General features: G+C 64.1%; 12 protein-coding genes. 6 read left to right on the forward strand and 6 right to left on the reverse strand.

The genetic code is table 11. The features are described 5' to 3' along the window. Nucleotides 1-621: 621 nt before the first annotated feature. On the forward strand, nucleotides 622-849 hold the full coding sequence (locus tag AAHK20_RS30365) for a SymE family type I addiction module toxin (RefSeq protein ID WP_449185208.1): 228 nt from the start codon (nucleotides 622-624) through the stop codon (nucleotides 847-849). A 61-nt stretch (nucleotides 850-910) separates the two neighbouring features. Here AAHK20_RS30365 and AAHK20_RS30370 read toward each other — a convergent pair whose 3' ends face one another. Next, nucleotides 911-1,636, reverse strand: coding sequence for a copper homeostasis protein CutC (locus tag AAHK20_RS30370; protein ID WP_449185209.1), 726 nt, complete (start codon nucleotides 1,634-1,636; stop codon nucleotides 911-913). Between the two features lie 56 nt (nucleotides 1,637-1,692). Further along, on the reverse strand, nucleotides 1,693-2,976 hold the full coding sequence (locus tag AAHK20_RS30375) for a sensor domain-containing phosphodiesterase (RefSeq protein WP_449185210.1): 1,284 nt from the start codon (nucleotides 2,974-2,976) through the stop codon (nucleotides 1,693-1,695). Nucleotides 2,977-3,322: 346 nt separating this feature from the next. Here AAHK20_RS30375 and AAHK20_RS30380 point away from each other — a divergent pair, with 346 nt between their 5' ends. Continuing rightward, a complete protein-coding gene (locus tag AAHK20_RS30380; RefSeq protein WP_449185212.1) occupies nucleotides 3,323-4,999 on the forward strand; it encodes a Na+/H+ antiporter in 1,677 nt (558 codons plus the stop codon). A 39-nt stretch (nucleotides 5,000-5,038) separates the two neighbouring features. On the opposite strand, the gene AAHK20_RS30385 is transcribed toward AAHK20_RS30380, so the two are convergent. The 4 genes from AAHK20_RS30385 to tssH form a co-directional block, all read right to left on the reverse strand. Then, nucleotides 5,039-6,346, reverse strand: coding sequence for a solute carrier family 23 protein (locus tag AAHK20_RS30385; RefSeq protein ID WP_449185213.1), 1,308 nt, complete (start codon nucleotides 6,344-6,346; stop codon nucleotides 5,039-5,041). A 172-nt stretch (nucleotides 6,347-6,518) separates the two neighbouring features. Further along, nucleotides 6,519-8,171: a methyl-accepting chemotaxis protein gene (locus AAHK20_RS30390; protein WP_449185214.1), complete on the reverse strand. Its 1,653-nt coding sequence runs from the start codon at nucleotides 8,169-8,171 to the stop codon at nucleotides 6,519-6,521. A gap of 456 nt (nucleotides 8,172-8,627) precedes the next feature. Then, the gene (locus AAHK20_RS30395) at nucleotides 8,628-9,332 is read right to left on the reverse strand and encodes a response regulator transcription factor (RefSeq protein ID WP_449185215.1); all 705 of its coding nucleotides are present in this window, start codon (nucleotides 9,330-9,332) and stop codon (nucleotides 8,628-8,630) included. Between the two features lie 326 nt (nucleotides 9,333-9,658). Continuing rightward, nucleotides 9,659-12,337 (reverse strand): type VI secretion system ATPase TssH, encoded by a 2,679-nt coding sequence (gene tssH / locus AAHK20_RS30400; RefSeq protein ID WP_449185216.1) that lies wholly within the window; start codon nucleotides 12,335-12,337, stop codon nucleotides 9,659-9,661. Nucleotides 12,338-12,862: 525 nt separating this feature from the next. On the opposite strand from tssH, the gene AAHK20_RS30405 reads away from it, so the two are divergent. From AAHK20_RS30405 to tssF, 4 genes are all read left to right on the forward strand, one after another. Further along, the gene (locus tag AAHK20_RS30405) at nucleotides 12,863-15,733 is read left to right on the forward strand and encodes a TagK domain-containing protein (protein WP_449185217.1); all 2,871 of its coding nucleotides are present in this window, start codon (nucleotides 12,863-12,865) and stop codon (nucleotides 15,731-15,733) included. Then, the gene (locus tag AAHK20_RS30410; protein ID WP_449185218.1) at nucleotides 15,717-16,586 is read left to right on the forward strand and encodes a type VI secretion system accessory protein TagJ; all 870 of its coding nucleotides are present in this window, start codon (nucleotides 15,717-15,719) and stop codon (nucleotides 16,584-16,586) included. Before AAHK20_RS30405 ends, AAHK20_RS30410 begins: the two co-directional genes overlap by 17 nt. After that, the gene (gene tssE / locus AAHK20_RS30415) at nucleotides 16,573-17,091 is read left to right on the forward strand and encodes a type VI secretion system baseplate subunit TssE (protein WP_449185219.1); all 519 of its coding nucleotides are present in this window, start codon (nucleotides 16,573-16,575) and stop codon (nucleotides 17,089-17,091) included. The genes AAHK20_RS30410 and tssE overlap by 14 nt, the downstream gene beginning before the upstream one ends. A 79-nt stretch (nucleotides 17,092-17,170) precedes the next feature. Next, nucleotides 17,171-19,051, forward strand: coding sequence for a type VI secretion system baseplate subunit TssF (gene tssF, locus AAHK20_RS30420; RefSeq protein WP_449185220.1), 1,881 nt, complete (start codon nucleotides 17,171-17,173; stop codon nucleotides 19,049-19,051). The last annotated feature ends 2 nt before the right edge of the window (nucleotides 19,052-19,053 follow it).

Here is a 19,053-nt window from a genome sequence, read left to right on the forward strand (position 1 = left end):
GAACAACGCCATTCCCAACGGCTCGTGAGTGTCTAGGATAGCCGGGGCGATTCATTGCAGTGATGTATCAAAACGTGGCGATTCGGGATGACGATAACCAGCCTTACGTTAATCCCCTCGTCGTCAAAGTGTGGAATCAAGCTGGCGAGAAAGCCACGCCTCTGTTGTCCGCACTCGAGAGTGAGTTTCGTACGTTGCTAGGTGTAAGTAATGCGCAAACCTAACCCCACAATGCACACCGCCCTTGCGCGAAGAGTCGCGCGAGGGCAGTGATTTTGGACATTGAACGTCTGCTTTTTCACGCAGCGAACTTCCGCAGTCGATTGTTGCCCTTCGGTCTTGTCCACACACGCTTAACTCGGGCCAGTCTCGGCAATTCGGTAACTGCAGCCCCCCCGATCGCAGTCTCACTACTTCCGTTTCCCCGCATTTCCCCCTCTGCCTAACGGCTAGGTTGATCGGATAACTGATTATCCATACAGTGAATCAATGACTTCCGCTAAACCCAACCGCCTACACAGGAGGCACATACGCATCTAATGCCGTAAACGCAGCGCGGGCCGCAAGTGCTGCAACACTCACGACCCGCTGACCACCATCAACTCGCTATCGGAGTCGATCATGGCTGACGCCAATGTTACCCCACGTCCCGCTCATCCCGAGCGACATGTCACGATTCAGCAGTCGTGGCGCTACCGCCGTTGGAAGTTGCACGGCTACCGCACCAATCCGCCTCTCTACCCCTGGTTCAAAGTCTCCGGCTGTTGGCTTGGGCACGCCGGCTTCAAGCCTGGGCAGCGTCTCAAGATCGAAGTCCAACACGAGCGGCTTGTGATCACGCCTGCTTAAGCAAGCGCGCAGGGAGTGAACCCGGTCGAAGCCGGGTTCCTGTCGCTAGCGGAGGCGCCCTCTACGTTTGAACACCGGCCGCCGCATCCAGCGCCGCGCGCACTTGAGCGACACGCGCCTCGTCGACCGCAGCCAGACCACTTCCGCCGACACGAACCCCGCTGCCAAAATGCACCGCATCGACACCGGTATCGCGCACAAACCCCGCGACCGCGTCTATCGTCAACCCCGCGCCCGCCAGCACCGTGCACCGCGTGCCACGCGAGCGCCGCACGAGTCCGGCAATCGTCTCGCGCGCATCGAGCACCGATGGCTTTCCGCCCGAAGTCAGCACGGTCGTCACCGCATCGAACCCGAGCAGCACGTCGAACGCCTCGGCGAGATCGCGCGCCTCATCGAACGCGCGATGAAACGTGACGGCCACGCCGGCCTCGCTCGCGATATCGGTCAAGCGCCGCAACCCCTCGCGGTCGATCTCGCCCGACGCCGTCAGCATGCCGGTCACGACACCGTTCGCGCCGGCCGCCGCCACTGCGCGCACGTCGCGCGCCATGACGGCATAGTCGTCGGCGTCGAACACGAACGAGCGGCTGTGCGGTCTCACGATCACGTTGACCGGAATCGTCACCGCGTCGACCACCGCTTCGGTCAGGCCGACGCTGGGCGTCAAGCCCCCTTCGCCCATCGCGGTGACGAGTTCGAGCCTGTCGGCGCCGGCGCGCTCGGCGGCTTTCGCATCGGCGACCGTCGTCGCGATGACTTCGAGCAAAATCGGTTGTGTGCGCATCTTCTCCGCCCGCTAACGAAAATGCGCCCATCGTACGCGATGGAGACACTACGCCCTCAAACCGGCGCCTCCTCGATCCAATCGATGTCGCCGCACAGCACGCACATCTGCGAACCCACGCGCGTGGCGATCGACAACGTCACGCACGGCGTCGCCTCGTTGATCGACAGATAAGGCCGCGTGACGTGCACGCGCTCCGGCGAGCTGATCGCGTCGCGGAAGTACGGCCGGCGCAGCCAATTCGCGCCTTGCGCGTCGGCGAGCGGCAGGAAACCCGAGTCCTTGGCGGCGCGGTCGGCGCGCAGCACCACGTTGCACCCCGCCTGCCTGCCGTTCGAATCGAGCAGGAAGCAGCGCGCCGCGTGATCGAGCGCGAGGAAATTCCAGCAGACCTCTTCGAGCGGCTCGCCCGCCGCGAGCCGCTCGGCCGCGCGCTCGAACGCGCGCACATACGGCTGGAGGCGGCTCGCCCTCGCCCGCTCGCGCGCCTCGGCCTGCGCACGGTAGCGCTCGGTCAGCTCGCCAATGCAGGCCGCCGCGTGCGAGCTATCCGCGAGCCCCGGGTTCGGTCGGCCGAAGAAGAAGCCCTGCACGAAGTCGGCATCGCAGGCGAGCGCGAGCTGCGCCTCGTGCTCGGTCTCGATCCCTTCGATCAGCACCAGCTTGCCCGCCTCGTGCAAGAGCGCGACGAGGCCGGGCAGGATCGTCGCCATGTCCGTGCGGTGCGCGGCGTGCGACAGCATGATGCGGTCGAGCTTCACGATATCGGGGTTCAGCTGCCAGATCCGCTCGATATTCGAGTGGCCCGCGCCAAAATCGTCGAGCGCGATCAGGAAGCCCTCTTCGCGGAAATGGCGCACGCCTTCGGCGAGCTTTTCGATGTCGCCGGCGCGCTGCTCGAGCACTTCGAGCACGACGCGGCGCGGCGAGAGCTCGAGGCGCTTCAGGTTCGCGAACAGCGCCGCCGCGTGATACGGATCGGTCAGCGCTTCGGGATGGACGTTGAGGAACAGCCACTCGCGCTCGGCGCCGAGCATCTTGAAGTTCTCGAGATGCAGCGCCTGCGCGAGCCGGTCGACGAGGTGCAGCTCGCCGTGGCGCGCCGCCTCGCCGAACACGTCGAGCGCCGGCACGACGCGATCGAGCGCATCGTGCGCGCGCAGCAGCCCTTCGTAGCCAACCGCGCGCATGTGCGACACGCTGAAGATCGGCTGAAACGCGCTCGTGAGCGTCAGGTCGTCGTGCTGCACGGCGTAGCGCTGCAGCCCCGACGTGACGCTCAATTCGAACCCGGGCGGCGGCGCCGGGATGGTTTTTGTCTCCTGCAGCGCAGTCACCATGTCGGCCTCGGCGCGTTGGTATAGCCAGAACGGAAAGCGGGTGTCGTCATCGACGGCCTCTGAATTTCACAATGTAGTCTCAGGGCACGTTTAAGCAAGGTCCATGCGCGCGGCGGCGCACGCCGGTACGGCGGCTCATCGCGTGTTCACCGCGTAGATTGCATGCCACGCAAGGTGTGGGGCGCCGCGCGTCAACTTTCCCGCACCGCCACGGTGCAAGGAGCCCCTGCCGCTCCGCTTGCCGATGCGCCGTATCGGTGCAGCACGGCCGGCGCAGTTGGGAGCGGTGGCGCACTGCAACACGCTACACTGCGGGACTCTGTGTCCTGCTTTACCGCTGCATTCGATGGAAATTGTCTTCACCGTCCTGATTCTGCTTCTCGCCGTTGCCGTGTCCGGCATCGTCACCCGCCTGCTGCCGCTCAAAGCGCCCTTGCCTCTGATGCAAATCGCGATCGGCGCGCTGCTCGCCTGGCCCCGGCTCGGCCTGCACGTCACGTTCGATCCCGAGCTTTTCATGCTGCTCTTCATCCCTCCGCTCCTCTTCGCGGATGGCTGGCGCATCCCGAAACGCGAGTTCTTCATGCAGCGCCGCGCGATCCTGATGCTCGCGCTCGGGCTCGTCTTCATCACCGTGCTGGCGGTCGGCTACTTCGCGCATCTCGTGATTCCAGGCTTACCGCTGCCGGTCGCCTTCGCACTGGCTGCGGTCTTGTCGCCGACCGACGCCGTCGCGCTCACCGCCATCGCCGGCAAGAACCGGATTCCGCCGCACCTGATGCACATCCTCGAAGGCGAGGCGCTCATGAACGACGCGTCCGGTCTCGTCGCCTTGAAGTTCGCGATCGCCGCCGCGCTGACCGGCGTGTTCTCGCTGCGCGACGCGTCGGTGAGCTTCGTGTTCATCGCGGCGGGCGGCATCGCGACCGGCGTGGCCGTGGCCTGGATTTTCTCGTTCGTGTCGGGGCGGTTTCTGGCGCTCAGCGACGAAGTCGACCCCGCGCCCGGCATCGTGATGAGCCTGCTCGTGCCGTTCGCGTCGTATCTGTTCGCCGAGCACTTCGGCTGGTCGGGCGTCCTCGCCGCCGTGGCCGCGGGGATGACGATGGGCGTCGCGACCGCCTCGCAGAAGGCGCCGGGGTCATCGCGCATTCGCGCCGCCGGCACCTGGACGATGATCGAATTCGTCTTCAACGGGATGGTGTTCATCCTGCTCGGGCTGCAGTTGCCGCACATCATCGGCAGCGCGCTCATCAGCGCGCATCACGAAAGCGATGCGCTCGTCGTGCGCCTGGTCGGCTATGTCGCGGCGATGCTCGCGGTGCTCTACGCGATGCGCTTCGCGTGGGTGTGGCTCTTGCGCTGGTTCGCGAGCCGCAGCGCGGCGAAGCACGGTGTGGCGAACGCGGTGCCGGGACTGCGCACGGCGGCCGTGACGACGGTGGGCGGCGTGCGCGGCGCGATCACGCTGGCGGGCGTGCTGTCGCTGCCGGAGCTGCTGCCGAACGGCGCGCCGCTGCCGGGACGCGAGATGGCGATCTTCATCGCGTCGGGCGTGATTCTCGGTTCGCTCTTGATTGCGGTGATCGGCTTGCCGCTCTTGCTGCGCGGCCTGCGCGTCGGACGCGATCCGAACGCCGCCGAGGAACGCAACGCGCGCATCCTCGCCGCTCAGGCCGCGATCCGCGCGCTTCACGACGCGCAGGACAAGCTCGTGGCCGATCTCGACGAGTCGGCGGCGGCGTCGTTCGCGGACGTCACAGCTCGCGTGATGGATGTCTACCGGCGCCGGCTCGCGTCGCTCGGCAGCGGCGACGACAAGACACCGAGTGAAGTCGCACGGCGAATGGAAACGCTCGAGCAGAAGATGCGGATCGCCGCGATGCGCGCCGAGCGCGCGGTGCTGCTCAAGCTTCTCGCCGATCAGAAGATCAACGACGAAACGTTGAACAAGCTGATGCGGGAAGTGGATTTGTCGGAGACGGCGGTGGTGACGCGGGTGAAGGGGCGGTCGCCGGAGTGAAGCGCGGACGACCGCCGCTTTGTTGCACCTACCTTGCCGCTATAACACCGGCCCGCGCACGGCCTCGCGCCGCAGAATCGCGTACAGGATGATCGCGCCGAACGTCGCAGTCCCGATCCCGCCGAGCCCGAAGCCGCCGAGCTTCAGCGAAAAATCGCCCGCGCCGACCACCAGCGTCACGGCCGCAACGATCAGATTGCGGTTGTCCGAGAAATCGACCTTGTTGACCACCCAGATCCGCGCGCCGGTCACGGCGATCAGCCCGAACACGACGATCGACACGCCGCCGAGCACCGGCCCCGGAATCGTCTGGATCACCGCGCCGAACTTCGGCGAGAAGCCGAGCAGCAGCGCGATCAGGGCCGCCACGACGAACACCAGCGTCGAATAGATCTTGGTGACGGCCATCACGCCGATGTTCTCCGCATAGGTCGTCACCCCCGTGCCGCCCGAAAAGCCCGAGACGATCGTCGCCAGGCCATCGCCGATGAACGCGCGGCCGATGTACGGATCGAGGTTCTGCCCCGTCATCGCGCTGACCGCCTTGATGTGCCCGAGGTTCTCGGCGACGAGGATCACCGCGATCGGCGCGAGGAGCGTCATCGCGTGCGGGTCGAAGGCGGGGGCCATGAAGTGCGGCAGACCGAACCACGCCGCGTTCGCGACGATCGCAAAATCGATCGGCTTGCCGAGCCCCATGCCGTTCGTGGCGATCGCGTAGATCACGTAAGCGATCAAGAGACCGACCAGAATCAAGAGCCGCTGCAGCATGCCGCGCGCGAATACCGCGACGCCGCCGACGCACAGCACCGTCACGACCGCCATCCACGAATCGAAGTTCGACCCGCTCACGCCCTTGACCGCAATCGGCGCGAGATTCAAGCCGATCACGGCGACGATCGAGCCGGTCACGACAGGCGGCATCAGCGCCTCGATCCACTTGGTGCCGACCGCCGAGACGATGAGCCCGATGATCGCGTACACGACTCCGCACGCGATGATCCCGCCGAGCGCGACGGGAATGTTCGGGTTCGGCCCGTGGCCCGAGTAGGGGGTCACCGCGATCACGAGCCCGATGAACGAAAAGCTCGAGCCGAGATAGCTCGGCACGCGCCCGCCCACGAGCACGAAAAAGAGCAGCGTCCCGATCCCGGACATGAAGATGCACAGGTTCGGATCGAAGCCCATCAGGAGCGGAGCGAGCACGGTCGAGCCGAACATCGCGACGACGTGCTGCACGCCCATCGCGAGCATTTGCGGCCACGGCAGGCGCTCGTCGGTGTTGACGACCCGGCCTTCGACGGCACGCGGCTGCTCGCGCCAGCGCGGGAAATAAGAATCGGCCATTGCGGGGGTTCTCCTCTAGCTCTTGGGCGGCGTGAAAGCGCCGGGCGGCCGGTGTCGTGACCCCGGGCGCCGGGCGTGGATGCGCCGCACGATTGATGCGGCGCGGGTATTGGAATCACGCGCGAGTTTAAGGAGCGCCACCGGCGCTGACAAGCGGATCAGAAAAGCGGGATCAGAATTGCCCCCAGTCGGCGGCGGCGAGCGTGCCGGCTATCGCCGGACGCTCGATGCGCCGTTCAACCTGCCGGGCATCCTCGCCGCGCCGCTCCCGGCGGCCAAGATCGAACACGGCGACAGCCACCTTCAACTGCCGCGCCTGATCGGCCATCGATCCCGCAGCGGCCGCCGCCTCCTCGACGAGCGCCGCGTTCTGCTGCGTCACCTGATCCATCTGCGCGACCGCCAGGCTGACCTGCTCGATGCCCTTGCTCTGCTCGGAGGACGCCGCCGAAATCTCGCCCATGATGTCGGTCACGCGCCGCACGGCCTGCGTGACCTCCGCCATCGTCTCCCCGGCCCGCTCGGCAAGCGCCGCACCGCTGCCGACACGCTGCGTCGAGCTTTCGATCAGCTCCTTGATCTCCTTGGCCGACACCGCGCTGCGTTGCGCGAGCGAGCGCACCTCGCCCGCCACGACCGCGAACCCCCGCCCCTGCTCGCCCGCGCGAGCCGCTTCGACGGCTGCGTTCAGCGCCAGGATGTTGGTCTGGAACGCAATGCTCTCGATCACGGCGATGATGTCCGTCATCCGCTTCGAGCCGCTCGCGAGCTCGCGCATCGTATCGACTACATCGCCGACCAGCACGCTGCCCCTCGCGGCAACCTCCGACGCGCCATGCGCCAACCCGCTCGCTTGCTGCGCATTCTCGGCGTTCTGCCTCACGGTCGAGGTCAGCTCCTCCATGCTCGACGCGGTTTCCTCGAGCGACGCCGCCTGCTCTTCGGTCCGCTGCGACAAATCGGCGTTGCCCTGCGCGATCTGGTGGGAAGCCAGCGAAATCGACTCGCTCGACTCCCCGATGCCGCCGACGATCCCGGCCAGCTTGTCGCGCATGTCCTTGAGCGCATAGAGGAGGCTCGTGCTGTCGCCGGCGCGTGTATCGACGCGCACCGCCAGGTCCCCCGCCGCGATCCGGCTCGCGATCTGCATCGCGTAGCCAGGCTCGCCGCCCAGTTGCCGCGACAGGCGGCGCGCGATCAGCGTCGCGAGCAGCGCGCCCACGGCGATCGACACGAGCAGCAGCGCGATCATCACGAGCCGCATTGACTGAAAGGTCGCGGTCGCGTTTTTCTGCGCGTCGGTCGCTAGCGAGCGCTGGTACTCGATCAGCGTGCCGATCGTGTCGCGCAGCGCGACGCTCGCCGCGATCGCCCGGCGCACGAGCTCCGCGTGATCGACGCCGGCCGGCGCCGGGTCGACGCCGACTTCCACTCGCACAATGCCTTCCCACACGGCGTTCTTCTTCAGGACGTCATCGAACAGCGCCTGGCCTTTGTCGGTGGAAAGCGTCGCTCGATAGTGGTCGAACCCGTCGTGCATCTGCCGGAGCGAAGCGCTGATGCCGTCCTTCAGTTGCTGCCGGGCGGCATCGTCCGGCGCAAAGCTCATGTTCGCGGCGGCGAGATCGGTATCGAGCTTGTGCTTGTTCGCCTCTTCCATCCAGTAAAGGCCGTCCATGTGACGGCTGCCGATGTCGTCGGCGATCTGGTGCATCGACGAGAGGCTGCGCAACCCTGCCGCCCCAACCAGCACCCCAAAGCCGATGACGACGGCGAATGCGAACAGCAGTTTTCGCAGGACAGTCAAATTGTCAAACCATTTCATTTCGCCATCCTCATTACGCAATTGAGTTGTGTCGCGCACGCCGCGGTGTCTCCCGCCGCTGTGGAATGCGCTCAGATTGCGTTTACGGCACGCGCTACCCGCTCTTGATGTGCCGGATATTGGGCATAAGGCCCAGCGAATAGTGGTCGGAATGAAACGATCGAGCGTGCCATTGCTCGGCAGCGCTTATCGTTTGATAAATGCAGAAGAGATATCTAGGCCATCGTCAGATAAAAACCTAAAACGCCTCGAAATCAAAAACGGGGAGAAAGGCGACTTTTAGGCGTTATCTCATTCTTACAAATGCCTAAACTGCCTACACTCGATACCTGCATGTCTTTCAAGCCATGCAGCTAGTGTTGCAATTCTCCGTTTCCGCTCAGGCCGCCGGCTTGAGCGGTTTTTTTTGGTCGATCGGAGTTAGCGCTTCAGCTCCTGCTTCAGGCCCGCAGCGATTCAGGTCGCCTTGAGCGCTTCCGACACGCCATAGAGCTCGTAGTCGGAACGAATGCCCAGCTTGCGAAACGCCGCGTGCTTTTGCGCGCTGATCGTCTTCGGGCTGCGCGAAAACTTGCTCGCGATTTCCGAGATCGTCATTCCCGCGAGGCAGCAGCGCAGCACCTCGTATTCGCGCGGGCTCAGTGGAAGTTTGATGCCTGGCGGCGCCCGGCTCCGATCGCCGCTCGACTCGCCCGGCGGCGTTTCAGGCCGGCTCGCCCGTGGCGGGACGGCAAGGGTCACATCCGTACCCAGCGGCGAATTGAAGTAGGTTCCGCCCGCGTGTACCTTGCGAATCGCGCGAACGAGGTCGCGCAAGCTCTCGTCCTTGCCGAAAAAGCCGGCCACGCCGGCGCGAGCCGTCAGGGCGACGGTCATCGGCGCATTGAAGGCCGACGAAACGAGAATCCGGCAAGCCGCAAAGCGCGAGCGGATGATGTGGATGAGGTTCAGTCCATCGATTTCGTTCGGGCCGAGTGAGTAATCGAGCACGAGCACGTCGACCGGATTCTTTTTCAGCCATTGAAGAAGCTCGCGCGAATGCTCGAAGCTGGCGACTACCGAAATATCGTGCTGCTCGCCAAGATGAGCCTTGATGCCATGCCTGACGACAGCATGGTCGTCCAGAATGGCGACGCGGATCGGCGTCTGTCGTTCGTTCAATTTGCACTCCAACCTTTGCGCGCCAGCTGCAACGTTCCGCACCGATACCCGCTTAGCTGGAATCGATACCGGTCAACTACCAGGAAGCGTTCTTTCGGACCGGACCTTCGCAACCGGCGTTGTCCGACGTTCGACCTGAGCTGCACAACGCGCGGCGGTCACCGCGTGTCGCGCAACATGCATCTGACGGCTGAGTGATAGAAAGCCTCCCCAGTGCGATCGTTTGCCACAGCGATCGATCCTTCCGGCGTGGTGATTTCCAACACGCGGCCGTCGCGGCGCCCCTCATCGGGCACGGCTCCGGCCGCGTATCGCTCGCTTATTGCTTATTGCTCCGCGCGGAACACCAGCGCGACCGGGGGCGCTGCCGACTCGTCGGCGACATCGATGGACACCCGCTTGAACGACAGCTTCGACGACATCGCATCGAGCCACAGCGCCGCGAGCCGCGGCAGGACGTTCTGCTCGATGAAGCCGATCAGCACGCGCGCACCCGTCTCCTGCACGAGGCAGCGGCCGACGATGTAGTCGACGACGCGGCTGTCGTACGTCAGCTCGACTTCTTGCTGCTCCGCCATGCGCTTGACGACGCGATCGAGATGCAGGCGCACGATCCGCGCCAGCGACTGCTGCGCGAGCGGCACATACGGCACGACCGAGACGCGTCCGAGGAATGCCGCCGGGAAGGCTTTCAGCAACTCGGGCGTCAGCGCAGTGCGCAGGCCCTCGAAATCCGGCGCCAGCTCTTCGTCAGCGCACAGGCTCGCGGTCAGATCCGAGCCGACGTTGCTCGTCAGCAGGATGGTCGTGTTGCGGAAGTCGATATAGCGGCCGTCGCCGTCTTCCATATAGCCCTTGTCGAAGACCTGGAAGAACATTTCATGGACGTCGCGGTGGGCCTTCTCGACCTCGTCGAGCAGCACCACCGAATACGGACGCCGGCGCACCGCTTCGGTGAGCACGCCGCCTTCGCCATAGCCGACATATCCCGGCGGCGCGCCCTTGAGACCCGACACCGTGTGCGCCTCCTGATACTCGCTCATGTTGATCGTGATCAGGTTCTGCTCGCCGCCGTACAGCGCCTCGGCCAGCGCCAGCGCCGTCTCGGTCTTGCCGACGCCCGACGGACCGGCCAGCAGGAACACGCCGAGCGGCTTCTTCGGATCGGTCAGTCCGGCCCGTGCGGTCTGCACGCGCTCGCAAATCTGCTGGATCGCGTCAAACTGGCCGATCACGCGCGCTTCCAGCGTCGCCGGCAGCGAACGGACCGCAAGCACTTCGTCGGTCACCATCCGGCCGACCGGAATGCCGGTCCAGTCCGAGACGATTTCCGCGACGATCGCTTCGCCCACTTCCGGGAACACCAGCGGCGCGTCGCCTTGCAGGTCCGCGAGTGCGCGCTCGAGTTCGCGCAGCGCGTCGAGGGACGGCTGCTCGCGCACCTCGCCTTCCTCACCCTCACCGTCGTCGCAGGCGGCTTCACGAGCGCTCAGCAGCGCCTGAGCCGCTTCGGCCTGCGCACGCCAGCGGGCTTCGATCGCGCGCTCTTCGGTCTCGAGCGCATCGATGCGGGCGCGCACCGACGCGAGCGTCTTGTCGGCGTCGAGGCCGATGCGCGCCTCCTTCTCGAGCAGATCCAGTTCGACACGGGCCGATTGCAAACGCTGCCGCACATCCTGCAGCTCGCGCGGCGGCGCGAATTGAGACAGCGCCACGCGCGCACAGGCTGTGTCGAGCAGGCTGATCGCCTTGTCCGGCAATTGGCGCGACGGGATGTAGCGATGCGAGAGCGTCACCGCGGCGCGAATCGCCGCGTCCAGCACGACGACGCCATGGTGTTTCGAGAAAGTCTTCGTGAGGCCGCGAACCATGTCGATGGCAGCCGCCTCCGCGGGCTCGCCCACTTGCAGAACCTGGAAGCGGCGCGTGAGCGCGGGATCTTTCTCGATATGACGCTTGTACTCGGCCCAGGTCGTCGCACCAACGGTGCGGATCGTGCCGCGCGCCAGCGCCGGCTTGAGCAGATTGGCCGCATCGCCGGTGCCGGCCTGGCCGCCCGCGCCGATCAGCGTATGGATTTCATCGACGAACAGGATGACGGGAACCGGCGACTTCGCAGCCGCTTCCAGCACGGACTTCAGGCGCGCCTCGAACTCGCCCTTCATGCTTGCACCCGCAAGCAGACCGCCGACGTCGAGGCTCAATAGCCGCACGTCGGCCAGCTTCGGCGGCACGTCGCCGCTCGCGATCGCGAGCGCCAGCCCCTCGACCACCGCGGTCTTGCCGACGCCGGCCTCGCCGGTCAGAAGCGGATTGTTCTGACGGCGTCGCAGCAGCACGTCGATCATCGTCCGAATCTCGAGCTCGCGGCCGACCACGGGGTCGATCTCGCCGGCGCGTGCACGCGCCGTAAGGTCCGCGCAGAACTGCTCGAGCGCGGAGCCGCCCTTGGCCGGCGCGGCGATCGCATTCGACGCCTCGCCCGGCATTGCCGATCCGAAGTCGGTGTGATCGTAGGCAGCGTCCTCCGCTTCGGGCGAACCCCCGATCCATGCCGGCAGCGCTTCATGCAGGCCGTCGACCGGAATCTTGCCGAACGCGACGGAGATGGACAGCAGCACGCGGCGCAGCTCGGGCGTTTCCACGAGTGCGGCAACGAGCCACGCGCTACGAATGCGACCATCGTTGAAGGTGAGCGTCGCGAGCACCCAGGCGCGCTCGATCGCCATCTCGATATGGTGAGAGAAATCGCTGATGGAACTGGCCCCGGCCGGCAACGCGGCGAGCGCACGGGTCATGTCTTGATCTAGCTCCGCGCGATCGATTCCGCAATGCCGGACAATGCGATGCAGATCGCTGTCGGGAAGCTGCATCAATTGGTGCAGCCAATGAACGAGCTCGACATACGGGTTGCCGCGCAGTTTCGAGAATGTCGTGGCCGACTCGATGCTCTTGAAAAGAGTGGCTCCGAGTTTTCCGAACAGAGCCTGGCGTGAAATGGTCATAGGATGCTTGATAAACGTTTTATTTTGCTTGACTTATCGTCATTACTTATGAACTGCCAATCAATTTATAAGAAAGCGAAAAGGCGCAAAGAAATAAGATGAACCTCAATTCAATAGGCAACCAAATTGAATGAAGCTGGCGTTTCCCGGAAGACTCTGAAACCGGCTGGATAACTTTCATCATCCAAGCTGGACGTGGCTCACGCGCCGATTTTGGCAAGCCCGTTTCAATCCGGTTTTCGTTTTGTGTATGGCCGGGAATGTGTCGACTCCAGCGTGTGCGGAATGGCGAAGTAATTCCCGTGATTCACTCCTAGCCCCACAAAACACGACAACGATAGCGCAGCAGTACTGCCCCAGCTTTAGGACAATTCCGATATCTCCGCGTCTCACTGAGAAGTAGCATCCCATCGAGACGTACTCTGGCGCGTGCACTTCCTGCTTGACTCATTTGTCACGCGCATTTCCGCAGGCAGTATCGCCGGCATGCCCCTTTCTCAAAATCTTCAAGAGAGTTGTCGAACCATGACTGGCTACTATGCGCGGTGGAATATCGCCCCCAATGAAGCAAGCAAACTCGAGATGTACGTCGGGTCGGTTCAGTTCGACGGTAAGCTCCTGCCAGAATCCGAACGGGATCAGGTCAGTGGTGGCACTCTCACGCTCGATGCTTCGGACACCATCCTTTCCATTGCTGATGCAGGCATCTCGGTGGGTGGCAGTGCGCTGCTAGAGTCCGAATCGTTCGACGATGCAGTCTCGCCTGCGTCCGAAAATCTCGCAATGGTTGCGGCTGAGGACGCCACGGCAAGCGGAGACATCTCCGCAATCGATTACTACAAGGCTCGCTGGATGCGTTCGGAGATCGAAGCGAGCGGTGGCTCACCGCTCGCTTCCGAATCATCCGATGACGCAAGCTCGGCTGCATTCGACGATTTCGAACCGAAACACGGCGCGCACGCCGAAGAAATCGAGACGTTCGAGGCGAGCCCTCACGAACCGTCATCGAGCCAGCTCGTTATCGCGGCACTCGATGCCGATCGGGAACCGTCTTTGAAGACTGCGTCGACGTGGTCGCTGGAGCCGTCTTCCGAACCCGCGCGGGAACCGGCGTTCAAGTCGCTTCCGGAAGCGGATTCATCTTCGACGTGGCTCTTCGAGCCGTCTATCGAACCGACGTGGACAGCGCCCTCAGAAGCCCCCGCAGAGCTTGAACAATCGCCCACGTTCGCCGCTCCGGCCGAACAACCGAAGGACGAAGTCGACGTCGTCGACACACTGGTCACGCTCTCCCATCCATCGGACGATATCGAGCCACTCACGTCCGAACCGGTCGCCGACACGGCCTCGCCTGCGCTCAACAATCTCACTACGGTTACGGCTGCGGACGCCACGGCAAGCGCGGACATCCTCGCTTTCGATATCAACGAAGCCATCTCGGCGGCCGCGGAGGTCGCGGCAAGCAGGAGCGCACCGCTCGCATCCGAATTGTCCGATGACGCAAACTCGGACGCAGTCGCCAATATCGATGCCAAACATGGTGTGCACGTCGAAGAAATCGAGACGCTCGACGCGAGCCTCGCCGCGTCCCATGACGAACCGGGCGTCGATGCAGTTGCGCATGTCGAGCATCTGAACCAAACGGCGGACGAAGACACAATCGAGCCTGTGAGCGAGACAACCACCGCGCACAGCGACATCCCTGTCAGTTCTGCCGTGTATTCGGCCTTTGAACCGTTTATCGAGCCTTCCTTCGAATGGCCGATTGCGGGCTTGAGCTCAAAAGCCCCCGAGAAGCCTGAACAATCGCGCGCGCTCGCCGATACGGCCTCGCCCGCACTCGACAATCTCGCTACAGTTTCGACTGCCGCCGCGACTACGGATGCCACGGCAAGCGCGGACTTCTCTGATTTCGATATATCCGAAGCCATCTTGGCGGCCGCGGAAGTCGCGGCAAGCAGTAGCGCGCCGCTCGCATCCGAATTGTCCGATGACGCAAGCTCGGATGCATTCGCCAATATCGATGCCCAATATGGCGCGCACGCCGAAGAAGTCGAGACGCTCGACGCGAGCGTCGACGCTACTGCGCATTTCGAGCATCTGAACCAAGCGGCGGCCGAAGACACCGTCGGGCCGACAAGCGAAACAACCACCTCGCTCCATACGCTCAGCGACGCGCCTGCCAGCTCTGCCGTGCATTCGGCCTTTGAACCGTTTATCGAGCCGTCCTTCGAATGGCCGTTGGCGGCATTGAGCACTGAGTCGTCACGCGAACCCGTTCGCGAGCCGTCATCGAGCCAGCTCGTGAACGCGGCGCCCGGTGCCGATCGGGAACCCTCTTTGAAGGCCACGTCGGCATGGTCGCTGGATCCGTCTTCCGAACCCGCGTCGGAGCCGGTGTTCAAGTCGCTTTCGGAAGCGGATTCGTCCTTCGTGTGGCCGTCCGAACCGTCTATCGAACCGACGTGGGCAGCGCCCGCGGTAGTCGCCGCAGAGCCGGAGCAACCGCTCGCGGCTCCGACCGCACACCCGAACGACGAAGCCGGCGCAATCGCCACGCTTGCCAATCCGTCGAGCGAGCAGACTGCCGAGTCTCGTGACTCGGACGACGAGCCCGCATCCCAGTCCCACGCCGACGCGCATGGGGCCCACGTATTCGAAACGCCGTCCGAATTGGCGCATGGGCCCGAGCAGTTCGACACGCCGCAGGAATCGGTCCACACGCCCGAGCACGCAAGCCCTGCGGCACCCGAGACAAATACGTCGGCGGATGCCTCGTCCACCGACATCGTGCCGCTCGCACAACCTGCCGACTTCAGCGATCTGATCGCGTTGGCGGGGCCGACCTTGCTCGACGATCACTATCACGATCATCCGTCGGGCGGTCACAAGGCGCTTGCGCTCCTCGGCAACGGATCGAATGGCGGCGACATGTCGTTGACATTCGACGATGAAGAGAAGGACCCGCTCGCCGCACTTACCGCGGAATACAAGCAAACGCTATTGCATCGCACTCGCGGCTCTTCGCACGAATTGAAGAACGTATCGACCGAAAACGCCCCGATCGTCGCACCGCCCAACGACCCGTTTACGGACATGCTGAGGCGCCGCGACGACGGTTCGCTGCTCGAAGACCTGCTCGGCAGCAGTCGCAACATCGATGCCGTGCTCGAAAGCCTCGACGAATTCGGCGCCGAGCAAATCTTCGAGGCGGACGAACGCCATGAAATTTTGTCGTTGCTGGCCCCCGGCAACGCACGCAGCCAGCTGTTCCCGCAACCGGCCATGCTGGCCCGACAAGAGCATCACCTGATTAGCGTGGACAGCCATATTCAGATGGTCAACTCCACCCACTATGACGAACAGGAATCCAACAAAGATGAAACTCAACGCTGAGTTGCCCGCATCGGGCATGCCTAAACTGCACGACCTGCTGCAGACGCAAACCTACGAAGAACTCAAGGCCCGCACGACGGAAACCGTCCGCAAGCAGCCCGCCAATGCTCGCGAGCGCTGGCTGTTGTTCCAACTGCTGTGCATCGACGGCGATTGGGAGCGCGCGCTCAAGCAGTTGCAGACGTGGGCGTCGCTCGAGCCGCAGGGCGAAGCTCGTGCCCAGCTGCATCGCGGGCTGATCCAGAGCGAGATGTTCCGCGCGGAAGTCTTCGCGGGAACACGCACGCCCGGCGCCATCGATCCTCATCCGGCCTGGGTCGAGACGCTGCTGCAAGCCAATGCGAAGCTTGGTGAAGGCAAGCTGGCCGAAGCCGACGCACTGCGCGAAGCGGCGCTGAACGACGCGCCGGCAACACGCGGCGAAAGCACGCGCATGGGCGCATTCGAGTGGCTCGCCGAGAGCGACACCCGGCTCGGCCCGATTTGCGAAATGGCCGTCGCGGGCGGCTACCGCTGGATTCCGTTCGACGAAATGAAGTCGCTCACGCTGACGCCGGCCGCGACCCTGACCGATCTGGTCTGGCGCCCCGTCACTGCGATCCTGCGCAACGCGACGGTTCTGCGCGGCTACCTGCCGACGCGCTACCCCGGCTCCGAAATCGGCCCGATGCCGATCAAGCTGGCGCGCGAAACGACTTGGACCGACGTCGGCAACACCGGCGTGATCGCCCTGGGCCAGAAGACCTGGTCCACGGATCAAGGCGACTTCGGCCTCCTCGAAATCGGCGACTGCCGGTTCATCCACGAGGACGAAGAGGCACAAGAAACCGAGAGCGGCGATGGGGCAGCCTGAGACCTGGCAAAGGCAAGCGTACTTGCCGTCGCTGCTCGACCGCCTGATGGACGACGAGCCGCAGCGAAAGAGCGAGCGCCCGGACGCGTATGCCCCCAATCACGAGGGCATGCGCCGCATCGTCCAGCGCGACCTGAGCCTGCTGCTCAATACGACCAATCTCGACGACGAGATCGACATGTCGAGTCATCCGGCGGCCGCGGCTTCGGTCGTCAACTACGGCATTCCTGCGCTGTCGGGCGGCTATCTCACCGATCGCAACTGGGAATCGATCGAGAAGCTGATCCGACTCGCGATCACGCGCTTCGAGCCTAGGCTGATTCCCGAATCACTTCGGATTCGTCCGATCAACAGCGACGAGCCGATGCGGTACAACAAGCTGATGTTCGAAATTCAAGGGCTGATGCAGTGGTCGCCCTACCCGCTCGAATTCCGTATCCAAAGCCTGTTCGATGTCGAAATGAACAAGGTCACGCTCGATACGGGCTCGCACAAGCAGGCTTGATACACAACAACCCCACCGCTCTTTTCGTTCGCCGCCCCCAAGGGGGCAGACCGTTGAGGGCGGCTTGGCACGTACTGACATGGATCCCAAGTTCCTCGATTACTACAGTCGCGAGTTGACCTACATGCGGGAGATGGCCGGCGAATTCGCCGAGCAGCACCCGAAGATCGCTCGCCGCCTTGGCATGCAAGGCATCGAAGTGGCCGACCCGTACGTCGAGCGGCTGATCGAGGCTTTCTGCTTCATGTCGGCGCGAACTCAGCTCAAGCTCGACGCCGAATTTCCGCGCTTCACCCAGCGCCTACTCGAAGTCGTCTATCCGAACTACGTTGCGCCGACGCCGTCGATCGCCGTGGCGCAGCTGCGGCCGAGCCTGCGCGAAGGCGACTTCAGCAAGGGCTTCAAGGTGCCGCGCCACAGCACGCTGCGCTCGGCGATTCCCGCCGGCGAGCAAACGGCGTGCGAGTTCCGCAGCGGCCAGGACGTGACGCTATGGCCGATCGAGATCGTCGAAGCTAAGCTGACGGCCGTCCCGCCCGACATTCCCAATACCGAACGATATCTGCTGCCGCACGTGCAGATGCGCGGCGCCCTACGCCTGCGCCTGCGCACGGTCGGCGAAGTGAAGTTCAACCAGATGACCGAGTTCGACCGTCTACCGCTCTACATCGGCGGCGACGAACGCATCGCGTCGCATCTGTTCGAGCTGATCCACGCGGGCAGCGTGGCGTCGGTGGTGCGCGCCCATGGCGCCGCGCGCGGCGAAGGGCATGTGGTTGCCAAGACGCCCGTCGAATTCGAAGGTTTGCAGTCCGATCAGGGCCTGCTGCCGCTGCCGTGGAACTCGTTCCATGGCCACAACCTGCTGCAAGAATATTTCGCCTGCCGCCAGCGCTTCTACTTCTTTGCGCTGACGCAGCTCGCGCCCGGACTTTCGCGCATCGACGGCAAGGAAGCGGAAATCGTGCTGCTCCTGAACCGTCTGCCGGAAGAGCTCAGCACGCACGTCGACGCCTCGCGTTTCCAGCTGTTCTGCACGCCGGTCATCAACCTGTTCCCGAAGCGGACGGACCGCGTCGAAGTCAATCGCGCGTTGACCGAGTTCCACTTGCTCGCCGATCGCACCCGGCCGCTCGACTACGAGATCTTCTCGGTCTCGCGTGTGTTCGGCCAGAAGGCCGAGACGTCGTCGGAAATCACCTTCAATCCGCTCTACCAGACCTTGCATAGCGACCTCGGCAACCACGGCCGCTACTTCTCGATCCGGCGCGAGCAGCGCACGCTATCGGCCAACGCGCGCAAATACGGCACGCGCACGCCGTATATCGGCACCGAAGTCTATGTGTCGCTCGTCGATCAAGCGGAAGCGCCGTACGCCGACGATATTCGCTACTTGTCGGTGGAAGCTTGGGTGACCAACCGCGACCTGCCGCGCCTGATTCCGCGTAACGGCATGAACGATCTAATCATGTCGGATTCGGTGCCTATCGAGGGTGTGCGGCTAGTGCATCCGCCGAGCGCGCCGAGGCCGCCGTACGCGTCCGGCGAAACCGCCTGGCGGCTGATCCGCCAGTTGAGCTTCAACTACATGCCGCTTGCCGAGCTCGATCATGGCGACGGCGGCCAAGCGATGCGCAACATGCTGCGTCTGTTCGTCTCGCCGGGCGAGCGCGAGCAGACCGCGCAGATCGATGCGCTCGTCGGCGCGCGAACGGAACCCGTCGTGCGGCGCCTCCCGGGCCACGGGCTGCTCGTCTACGGGCGCGGCGTGCGCTGCGAGCTGACCGTCGACGAAACCGGCTTCTCCGGCATCAGCCCCTATCTGTTCGGCCTCGTGCTCGAGCACTATCTGGCTCGCCACGTTTCTATCAACGTGTTTACCGAGACCGAACTTCATTCCATGCAGCGCGGCCTCATCACACGCTGGCAGCCGCGCATGGGCGGACGCGGAGCTGTATAAGC

The organism is Trinickia camelliae, assembly GCF_053525655.1.

Coding starts and splice junctions, on each gene's coding strand:
- AAHK20_RS30390 (WP_449185214.1), bottom strand. CDS start 8,171: ATGAAATGGTTTGACAATTTGACTGTCCTGCGAAAACTGCTGTTCGCA.
- tssF (WP_449185220.1), top strand. CDS start 17,171: ATGGATCCCAAGTTCCTCGATTACTACAGTCGCGAGTTGACCTACATG.
- tssH (WP_449185216.1), bottom strand. CDS start 12,337: ATGACCATTTCACGCCAGGCTCTGTTCGGAAAACTCGGAGCCACTCTT.
- AAHK20_RS30380 (WP_449185212.1), top strand. CDS start 3,323: ATGGAAATTGTCTTCACCGTCCTGATTCTGCTTCTCGCCGTTGCCGTG.
- AAHK20_RS30370 (WP_449185209.1), bottom strand. CDS start 1,636: ATGCGCACACAACCGATTTTGCTCGAAGTCATCGCGACGACGGTCGCC.
- AAHK20_RS30410 (WP_449185218.1), top strand. CDS start 15,717: ATGAAACTCAACGCTGAGTTGCCCGCATCGGGCATGCCTAAACTGCAC.
- tssE (WP_449185219.1), top strand. CDS start 16,573: ATGGGGCAGCCTGAGACCTGGCAAAGGCAAGCGTACTTGCCGTCGCTG.
- AAHK20_RS30365 (WP_449185208.1), top strand. CDS start 622: ATGGCTGACGCCAATGTTACCCCACGTCCCGCTCATCCCGAGCGACAT.
- AAHK20_RS30375 (WP_449185210.1), bottom strand. CDS start 2,976: ATGGTGACTGCGCTGCAGGAGACAAAAACCATCCCGGCGCCGCCGCCC.
- AAHK20_RS30405 (WP_449185217.1), top strand. CDS start 12,863: ATGACTGGCTACTATGCGCGGTGGAATATCGCCCCCAATGAAGCAAGC.
- AAHK20_RS30385 (WP_449185213.1), bottom strand. CDS start 6,346: ATGGCCGATTCTTATTTCCCGCGCTGGCGCGAGCAGCCGCGTGCCGTC.